The organism is Arsenicicoccus bolidensis DSM 15745 (assembly GCF_000426385.1).
In the GTDB taxonomy this organism is placed as follows: Bacteria; Actinomycetota; Actinomycetes; order Actinomycetales; family Dermatophilaceae; genus Arsenicicoccus; species Arsenicicoccus bolidensis.
In genome coordinates this window covers 1-8,030 of sequence record NZ_AUFG01000071.1, presented here as the reverse complement: position 1 = coordinate 8,030, position 8,030 = coordinate 1, and the positions used below count along the sequence as shown (strand labels likewise).

At 69.2% G+C, this 8,030-nt stretch carries 10 protein-coding genes, 1 tRNA gene and 1 pseudogene; 7 read left to right on the top strand and 5 right to left on the bottom strand.

Annotation, left to right across the window (positions count from 1 at the left end; all coding sequences use genetic code 11):
• The 6 genes and pseudogenes from K313_RS24935 to K313_RS23305 all read left to right on the top strand — a co-directional run.
• A partial coding sequence (locus tag K313_RS24935) for an integrase core domain-containing protein (RefSeq protein ID WP_029212985.1) occupies positions 1 to 292 on the top strand: 292 nt, incomplete at its 5' end.
• Positions 293 to 304: 12 nt separating this feature from the next.
• Positions 305 to 1,225 (top strand): annotated as a pseudogene (locus K313_RS0119150) (type IV secretory system conjugative DNA transfer family protein); the annotation flags it as partial.
• Positions 1,226 to 1,307: 82 nt separating this feature from the next.
• Positions 1,308 to 1,763: a single-stranded DNA-binding protein gene (locus K313_RS0119145; RefSeq protein ID WP_034254569.1), complete on the top strand. Its 456-nt coding sequence runs from the start codon at positions 1,308 to 1,310 to the stop codon at positions 1,761 to 1,763.
• 14 nt (positions 1,764 to 1,777) lie between these two features.
• Positions 1,778 to 2,356, top strand: a complete 579-nt coding sequence (locus K313_RS0119140; RefSeq protein ID WP_029212982.1) for a hypothetical protein — start codon at positions 1,778 to 1,780, stop codon at positions 2,354 to 2,356.
• Between the two features lie 62 nt (positions 2,357 to 2,418).
• Complete coding sequence (locus K313_RS23770) at positions 2,419 to 2,562, top strand: hypothetical protein (RefSeq protein ID WP_156911481.1); 144 nt, start codon at positions 2,419 to 2,421, stop codon at positions 2,560 to 2,562.
• A 159-nt stretch (positions 2,563 to 2,721) separates the two neighbouring features.
• Complete coding sequence (locus K313_RS23305) at positions 2,722 to 4,413, top strand: recombinase family protein (protein WP_029212981.1); 1,692 nt, start codon at positions 2,722 to 2,724, stop codon at positions 4,411 to 4,413.
• Here K313_RS23305 and K313_RS0119125 read toward each other — a convergent pair.
• The 5 genes from K313_RS0119125 to K313_RS0119105 form a co-directional block, all read right to left on the bottom strand.
• Positions 4,402 to 4,477: transfer RNA gene (locus K313_RS0119125), tRNA-Ala, on the bottom strand. The two genes, K313_RS23305 and K313_RS0119125, sit on opposite strands and share 12 nt — an antisense overlap.
• 117 nt (positions 4,478 to 4,594) lie before the next feature.
• Positions 4,595 to 5,245: a histidine phosphatase family protein gene (locus tag K313_RS0119120; RefSeq protein WP_034254563.1), complete on the bottom strand. Its 651-nt coding sequence runs from the start codon at positions 5,243 to 5,245 to the stop codon at positions 4,595 to 4,597.
• Between the two features lie 5 nt (positions 5,246 to 5,250).
• On the bottom strand, positions 5,251 to 5,691 hold the full coding sequence (gene rsfS, locus K313_RS0119115; protein WP_029212979.1) for a ribosome silencing factor: 441 nt from the start codon (positions 5,689 to 5,691) through the stop codon (positions 5,251 to 5,253).
• Positions 5,688 to 6,401: a nicotinate-nucleotide adenylyltransferase gene (nadD, locus tag K313_RS21825; RefSeq protein ID WP_029212978.1), complete on the bottom strand. Its 714-nt coding sequence runs from the start codon at positions 6,399 to 6,401 to the stop codon at positions 5,688 to 5,690. The genes rsfS and nadD overlap by 4 nt, the downstream gene beginning before the upstream one ends.
• Positions 6,402 to 6,418: 17 nt before the next feature.
• Complete coding sequence (locus tag K313_RS0119105) at positions 6,419 to 6,643, bottom strand: hypothetical protein (RefSeq protein WP_019284289.1); 225 nt, start codon at positions 6,641 to 6,643, stop codon at positions 6,419 to 6,421.
• A gap of 123 nt (positions 6,644 to 6,766) precedes the next feature.
• Here K313_RS0119105 and K313_RS21820 point away from each other — a divergent pair, with 123 nt between their 5' ends.
• Positions 6,767 to 7,912, top strand: a complete 1,146-nt coding sequence (locus K313_RS21820) for a glycosyltransferase family 2 protein (RefSeq protein ID WP_029212976.1) — start codon at positions 6,767 to 6,769, stop codon at positions 7,910 to 7,912.
• Positions 7,913 to 8,030 lie beyond the last annotated feature (118 nt).

Sequence of the window (8,030 nt, the reverse complement as noted above, 5' to 3'; positions counted from 1 at the left end):
CGAAGAACTCGGCATCACCGCCTCGGTCGGATCCAAGGGCGACTCGTACGACAACGCCGCCGCAGAGGCACTCAACCGGCTCTTCAAGACCGAGGTCATCCGCCGCCTGGGCCCGTGGCGCACCCTGGAACACGTGGAGTTCGAGGTCCTCAGATGGGTCGACTGGTACAACCAGCGCCGCCTTCACTCCTGGTGTGACGACGCCACCCCGCTGGAGCTCGAGCAGACCTACTACGCTGCCCAGAACCCTTCCCCGACAACCGTCGAGGAAGAACGCCCGACTCTCCACTGAACCCGGGGCGGTTCACTGCTGCACGCCGCCGCGCTGGACCGCCGCCCGCCGGGCGAGCTGTTCCGGTGGACCCTCGACCCGGCAGCGGCCGCCGACGCGGTGGCGATCCTCACCGCGAGCCCGCGCGCCGCGGTCGGCTGGGCGGACTCCTTACAGGCCATGATCGACTCTGCCCCCCGCACTCGCGACTCCATCTGGCAAGGCGTCTCCCTGGCTCTGGCCGCGCTCGCGGACCCACGCGTCCTCGACGCCGTGAACCCCCGCGAGGGCGAGAGTTTCGACCCCGAAGCCTTCCTCCGCGCCAAGGGCACCCTCTACCTGCTGGCGACCGGAGCCGGAGCCAACAACTCCGCCGCGCTGGTCGCGGCGTTCGTGGAAGACCTCGTGGAAGCCGCCCGGCGCATCGCCGCCCGGAGCCCCGGCGCACGACTCGACCCGCCGCTGCTGCTCGCACTCGATGAGGTCGGCAACCTCGCACCCCTGCCGTCGCTGCCGACGCTCATGGCCGAAGGCGGTGGCACCGGGATCACGACTATGCCCGTCTTGCAGTCCCTCGCCCAAGCCAGAGAGAAGTGGTCGGAGAACGCCCCTGGCGCGATCTGGGACGCCTCGATCGTCAAGGTCATCCTCGGCGGAGCATCCGACTCCAAAGACCTGCACGACCTGACCACCCTCATCGGGGAACGCGACGAGGTGACCGACTCCACCACCATCGGAGACCAAGGCTCCCGCTCCGCGCAACGCTCCATCCGACGCGTGCCGATCATGCCGCCCGACACCATCCGCACCCTCCCATTCGGCACCGCCCTCGTCCTCCTGCGCGCAGCACCGCCCATCGTCACCCGGATGCGGACCTGGACTGACAGACCCGACACCGCGCAGCTCCGCGTCGACCGCGCGGGCATCGAGGCCCTGTTGGAGCGCCGTCCATGAGGTTTGGGATGTCTTGCGCACCTTCTCGGTGACCACCACGAGGCCGTTGCCGGCCGAGTCTGATCGAGAAGGAGTCGCCGTCATGAGCGAGCAGTTGCATGTCCAGCAGTCGGTGTCGGGGTTTATCGCGTCCGCACCGCAGTTGTCGTACACCGACCGGGGCGACGCCCGGTTCTACGTCAAGATCGGTCAGGAGCACTTCTCTCGCAACGACAACGGCTCCTTCACCAAGCAGGACACGACATTCCACGACCTGGTGGCCTATCGCCGGACCGCGGAGGTCGCGCACGAGCGATTCGCCAAGGGCGACAACTTCGTCGCTGAAGGCTACGTGCGCGACTACACCTACACCGATGCCGAGGGGAACGCGGCGCAGGGCAGCGAGTTCATCGCCCGCAAGATCGGCCATGACCTCGCCCGGACCACCTACAACGTGGATCGCTCACGACGTAGCACGCCCGGCCGGGCAGCCGAGGCTCCCGCACCGACCGCCGCACCGCCGGCGACCACGGCTCGCCAAGCGGGCATGTCGATCTGACCGGGGCCGCTGACATGACTGACGACAACCTGACGCCACCGCACCGCCCCGGCCCCGACGAGTCCGACATCGAAGACGTCGAACCCGACCCCGTGACGTCGGCGGACGAATACCTTCAACCCGAGCCACCGCACCCGGTCAACTGGAACCTTCTGACCAGCGACGAGGCCGAGACCGAATGGCTGGAGCTCAACGCCTGGGTGAACTGGCTCCGGAGAACCTACGGGCTCCCGGCGAGCGTGATCCCACCGTTCTGGCACCACCACCCCGAGCTGGTGTGGGAACTTTCCGCCTTGCACCTGCATTGGCTGTGCGCCTACGACCCCGAGCAGAACGGGTCCGCACCGCTGGGATGGCACCGCGACTTCGCCGACGCCCGCCAGCGGCTTCGCGACTGGGTCGCCGCCTCTGGCACCCGCCTGGACCGTGATCGGCCGTCTCGGCAGACGAGCTGGCCCGGCGAGGAGGCCGCCGAGCCCGTTGAGGATCGCGTCATCGAGGACCGCGATCAGGACTTCGTGCAGTTCGTCCTCGACGATGTCGCTGAACGCAGGCGGGCCGAGGACGAGTTCTACGCCGGTGGTGCGAGCTGATGGTCCGCAACTACCAACGAACCACTAGCCGACGTCCCGAAAGCGAACGCGGCCTCCACGTCGTGGTGACGCCCCGCCGTCAACCCGACCTGGAGCTGCTGGCACGGATCATCGTGGACATGGCGATCACCGACCCCCTGGGCCTGCACCCCACCGACGACGAGACCGCCAGCGACTACCTGGATCGCCACGACGACGGGCCGTAGAATAGTGATGTTGCCCTTCGAGGGTGCATCAGTCGCTTCGGGTCCACCGGCAGCATCGGTGGCTTGCTTGACCGGCATCGCCGGTCATGCTCTTTCTCTCAACTGGCGCTCGCGGAATCACCGCGAAGGGCACGCAGCCGCCTGAGAGGAAAGAGCACCATGCCCGCCGCCACCGAAGCCCACACCGCCGTGCCCGCCGATCAGGAGGGGCTGAACAACGCGCAGCGCGCCGTCGCCTACATCCGGGTCTCCACCAAGGAACAGGCCGAGCGCGGCGGGTTCGAGGAAGGGTTCTCCATCCCCGCCCAACGCGACGCGATCCGACGTGCCGCCGCCGAGGCTGGCGCGATGATCGTGGAGGAGTTCATCGACGCCGGAGAGACCGCCACCAACGCCCGGCGGCCCGACCTGCAACGCATGCTCTCCTACATCAAGAGCAACCAGGTCGATCTGTGCATCGTCCACAAGCTCGATCGGCTCGCCCGCAACCGCGCCGACGACGTTGCGATCCACCTCGCGCTCCGGCAGGCCGGGGTGACACTGGTGTCGGTCACCGAGAACATTGATGAGACCCCGACAGGGATGCTGCTGCACGGCATCATGTCCACCATCGCGGAGTTCTACTCCCGCAACCTCGCTGGCGAGGTCACCAAAGGACTCCAACAGAAGGCGGCGTCCGGCGGCACCGTCACCAAGGCACCGCTCGGCTACCTCAACGTCCGAGAACGCGACCCGCAAGGCCGCGAGGTCCGCACCGTCACGGTCGACCCCGAACGTGCACCGCTGGTCGCGTGGGCGTTCGAGGCATACGCGGTCGGCAACCGATCCCTGTCCGACCTGGCCGACGAGCTCGCCGCCCGCGGGCTGACCAGCCTGCCCACCCCGAAGCGGCCCGCCAAACCCATCGGGGTCTCCACGCTGCAACGGATGCTGCGCAACCCGTATTACAAGGGCGACATCGTCTACAAGGGCGCGCGCCACCTCGGCATCCACGACCGGCTCGTGCATCCGACCGTGTGGACCAAGGTGCAGAACGTCCTCGACGCCCATAACGTCGCCGGCGACCGCACGCAGACCCACGAGCACTACCTCAAAGGCACCCTGTACTGCGGGTGCGGGAAACGCATGACGATCAACCATGCCCGCAACCGGCACGGCGAGACCTACCCCTACTTCATCTGCCTCGGCCGGCACATGGGCACCAGCGGCTGCGAACGACAGGCCGTGCTCGTCCCCACCGTGGAGCGCCTGGTCGCCGAGCACTACCGCACCTTCGAGCTCTCACCCGAAGCCGCCGACGCCCTCACCGGCATGATCGAGGACATCTTCGACCGCATCGACGCTGAATCCGAGACCCAGCGCCGCGACCTGACCCGGCAGAAAGAACGCCTCGAAGACGAACAACTCCGGCTCCTGCAAGCCCACTACGCCGACGCGATCAGCCTGCCCGTACTCAAGAAGGAACAGCACCGCATAGAAGGCATGCTCACCGACATCGACCAACGCCTGTCTGCCTACCGGGCTGGGCGCGAGGACGCCAAGCTCCGGCTACGCGCCTACCTGCACCTGGCGACCAACGCGCACGCGTTCTACCTCGCCTGCGACGACGCCCGCCGACGCCTGTGTAACCAGGCGTTCTTCACCAAGATCACTCTCAAAGAGAACCTTGACGTGACCTCGGAGTTCACCGGCATCTACGAGACCATCCTCGACCCCACCAACCGACTCCACGCCGAGTTCTGGCAACGCACCGGCCAACTCCACCCCGACATCAACCTGGAGCACAACGAAGAAACCCTGCCCCACGATCAGCGGGGCAGGGTTGGAACTTCGACCAAATGGTGGAGCTGAGGGGACTCGAACCCCTGACCCCCTCCATGCCATGGAGGTGCGCTACCAGCTGCGCTACAGCCCCTCACGGGACGGATCCCGTGGGTTGTCGTGACGGACCGTGGCCCGCTGCGACTGGATTACTTTAGCCAGAGTTCATCGCTGCGACCAAATCGGCGTGTGCCGTGCCGGTCGCCCGGCCTCAGCGCTCCGTCGGCCAGGAGGCGCCCTCGTCGGCGTCGGGGGCGCCGAGGTTCCAGGTCTCGATGCGCCAGGCGCCCGAGGGCACCTGCGCGAGCTCGGCCCAGTGGCAGTTGCGGAGCCCGCCGAGGACGAGCCAGGCCTGCTTCTGCGGCAGGCCGACGAGCTCGGCGGCGAGGGCGCGTGCGGCGACCCCGTGCGAGACGACCACGGCGAGGCCGTCCTGCGGCATACGGCCCACCAGGTCGAGCGCACCGGCCAGGGCGCGCGTCGCCACGTCGGCCACCGACTCCCCGTGCCCCCCGCGCTTGAAGTCCTCGCCGGTCAGCATGCGCTCGGCGTCGGCGGGATACTCCGCGCGCACCTCGGCGCCCGAGCGGCCCTGCCACTCCCCCGCGTGGATCTCGCGGAACCGCTCGTCGCGCTGCACCTCGACGCCCAGCAGGCCCCCGAGCGCGTCGGCGGTCGCCGCGGCGCGCAGCAGGTCGGAGCTGACGATCACGTCAGGCCGACGGGCCGCGAGGTGCGGGGCGGCCGCTGCGGCCTGCGCCAGCCCGGTGTCGGACAGCGCGATGTCGAGCTGCCCCTGCCAGATGCCGGCGGCGTTGTGCGCGGTCTCGCCGTGCCGCCACAGGATCAGTCGCTTGCCCATGGGGGTCAGTCGCGCAGACCCGGCCACCCGGTCGTGCGGGCGGGCGCGTCGGCATACGGGTCGTCCTCGTCCTGGCGACCGGCGGGGTCCGGCAGGTCCAGGTCCACCGTCGGGCAGTCCTTCCAGAGCCGCTCGAGGCCGTAGAACTCGCGCTCGTCGCTGTGCTGGACGTGCACGACGATGTCGACGAAGTCGATGAGGACCCAGCGACCGTCCTTCTCGCCCTCGCGACGCACGGGCTTGGCGCCGAGGTCGCGCAGGCGGTCCTCCACCTCGTCCACGATGGCCCGGACCTGGCGGTCGTTGGGTGCGGACGCGAGGACGAAGATGTCGGTCAGGGCGAGCTGGTCGCTGACGTCGAGCGCGGTGATGTCGCGGGCTCGCTTGTCGTCCGCCGCGAGGGCGGCGGCCTTGGCGAGCTCGATGGCACGCAGGGTGGCGGTCACGCAGGATCCTTTGGGGTGGTGGTCGATGACGGCGGGGACGCCGACGAGGTGGGTGTGGCCTGGCCGGCACCGATGGGGTCGATGACGCCGAGGCCGCCGTTGACGGTGACGCCCGACAGCGCCGGGTCGGTCGAGACGACGGGCGCGGACGCGGCATACAGGCGGTACTTGTTGATGTGCTGCACGACGCCGTCGGGCACGAGGTACCAGACCGGCTTGCCCTCGGCGACGCGCTCACGGCAGTCGGTGGAGCTGATCGCCATGGCCGGCACCTCGGTGAGGGTCACGCCGTCGGCGGGCAGCCCGGACTCCGACAGGTGATAGCCGGGGCGCGTGACGCCGATGAAGTGCGCCAGGCCCCACAGCTCGTCGACGTCCTTCCACGACAGGATCCGGGACAGGGCGTCGGCGCCGGTGATGAAGAACAGCTCCGCGTCGGGGTTGAGCCGGCGCAGGTCTCGCAGGGTGTCGATGGTGTAGGTCGGGCCGTCCCGGTCGATGTCGACCCGCGACACCGAGAAGCGCGGGTTGGAGGCCGTCGCGATCACCGTCATCAGGTAGCGGTGCTCCCCCGGCGACACGCTCGCGGCGGCCTTCTGCCACGGCTGCCCGGTCGGCACGAAGACGACCTCGTCGAGGTCGAACAGTGCCTGGACCTCGCTCGCGGCGACCAGGTGACCGTGGTGGATGGGGTCGAAGGTCCCACCCATCACGCCGATCCGCTGTCTCAGTGCCCGCTCCCGGGCGCGCTGTGCGAGCCGTGCGACGCGTCGTTGGCGCCCTGGGCCGGGGCCAGCTTGGCGGCGGTGTTGCGGAACGCGAACGTGATCGCGAGCAGCAGCATGAACGCGGCGAGCGCGATGACCCCGAACCAGAAGTCGGCGAACGGCAGCGTCATCGCGTGCTCGGAGTGGTGCTCGCCCTCGGCGAGGATCAAGGCGGCAGAAGTCATGCGGTCATGCTACCTGCTCGGTGCGGGGCCGCCCCCGATGCCGGTGTCGGGGGTGCAACGGCACAGCCGACGCACAGCACCCCCTGCGGCCATTGCCAACGTCGCGGACCTAGGCTGGCACGCATGGTCCCTGAGCTGTCCGTCGTCATCCCCATGTACAACGAGGAGCAGGTGCTCCCGCTGCTGGTGCAGCGGCTGCGCCCGGTGCTCGACGGTCTCGGGACGAGATACGAGGTCGTCGCGGTCGACGACGGCTCCAAGGACCAGACCGCCGTGCTGCTGCAGCGCTACCGCCGCGAGTGGGAGCAGCTGCGCGTGGTGCGGCTGCGCGCGAACTCCGGCCACCAGGCAGCGATCTCGGCCGGCCTGGTGTCCGCGCACGGCGACTTCGTCGTCACCTTGGACGCCGACCTGCAGGACCCGCCCGAGACGATCGCCGACATGCTGAGCGCGGCCCACGAGGAGGGCGTCGACGTCGTCTACGGCGTCCGCTCGGACCGTTCCACCGATTCCTTCTTCAAGCGCGAGACCGCCAAGGCCTTCTACTCCGTCCACTCCCGCCTGACCGGGATGGAGACCGCGGGCAACGCCGGCGACTTCCGCCTCATGTCGCGCGCCACCGTCGACGCGGTCAACGCCCTGCCCGAGCACGGGCGGGTGCTGCGCTTCGTCGTCCCCGCGCTGAACTTCCCGTCAGCGAGCGTGTCCTACAAGCGCGAGGAGCGGGCGGCCGGCGAGTCGAAGTACCCCTTCATGAAGATGGTGATGCTGTCGGTCGACTCGATCATCGGCTTCAGCCTCAAGCCGCTGCGGCTGGCCACGTGGTTAGGCTTCGGGGGCTTCATCGCCTCGCTGCTCCTGATCGCGTATGCCGTGATCGGCCGCTTCACGGGCCATGCCATCGCCGGCTGGGCCTCGACCGTGGGCATGATCGCGCTCGTGGGCGGCCTGCAGCTGCTCTGCCTCGGCATCCTCGGCGAGTACCTCGGCCGCATGTACCAGCAGCTCCAGGAGCGACCCAACTACTTCATCGCCTACGACTCCGCGCGGGACCGTGACGACCACCGGTTCGCCATACCGGGCAGTGCTCGTATGGCGACCGGCCAGCCCGCCGGCGCCACGGCGGCACGGCCCGCGGTCACCCTGCAGGCAGGGTCCGTGGAGGCCGGGGCGGGCCCGCGAGTTGCCGACCCGACGCCGCGGGGGACAGACACGAGCGAAGGCACCCTGGACGCCCACGGCCTGGCGGGCGAACCCATCGACCGCTGACCTACCGGGGGTAGGGGCATCGACCGGGCTTCGTCCCCCAGGCTGATGATCCCGCCGGGGGTAGGGGCAATCAGCCGGGCTTCGTCCCCCAGGCTGATGATCCCGCCGGGGGTAGGGG

Bases quoted from the DNA above. Each gene is read 5' to 3' on its own strand.
- nadD (WP_029212978.1), bottom strand. From the start codon at position 6,401: ATGGGTGGGACCTTCGACCCCATCCACCACGGTCACCTGGTCGCCGCG.
- K313_RS0119105 (WP_019284289.1), bottom strand. From the start codon at position 6,643: ATGACTTCTGCCGCCTTGATCCTCGCCGAGGGCGAGCACCACTCCGAG.
- K313_RS0119145 (WP_034254569.1), top strand. From the start codon at position 1,308: ATGAGCGAGCAGTTGCATGTCCAGCAGTCGGTGTCGGGGTTTATCGCG.
- K313_RS21820 (WP_029212976.1), top strand. From the start codon at position 6,767: ATGGTCCCTGAGCTGTCCGTCGTCATCCCCATGTACAACGAGGAGCAG.
- K313_RS0119140 (WP_029212982.1), top strand. From the start codon at position 1,778: ATGACTGACGACAACCTGACGCCACCGCACCGCCCCGGCCCCGACGAG.
- K313_RS0119120 (WP_034254563.1), bottom strand. From the start codon at position 5,245: ATGGGCAAGCGACTGATCCTGTGGCGGCACGGCGAGACCGCGCACAAC.
- K313_RS23305 (WP_029212981.1), top strand. From the start codon at position 2,722: ATGCCCGCCGCCACCGAAGCCCACACCGCCGTGCCCGCCGATCAGGAG.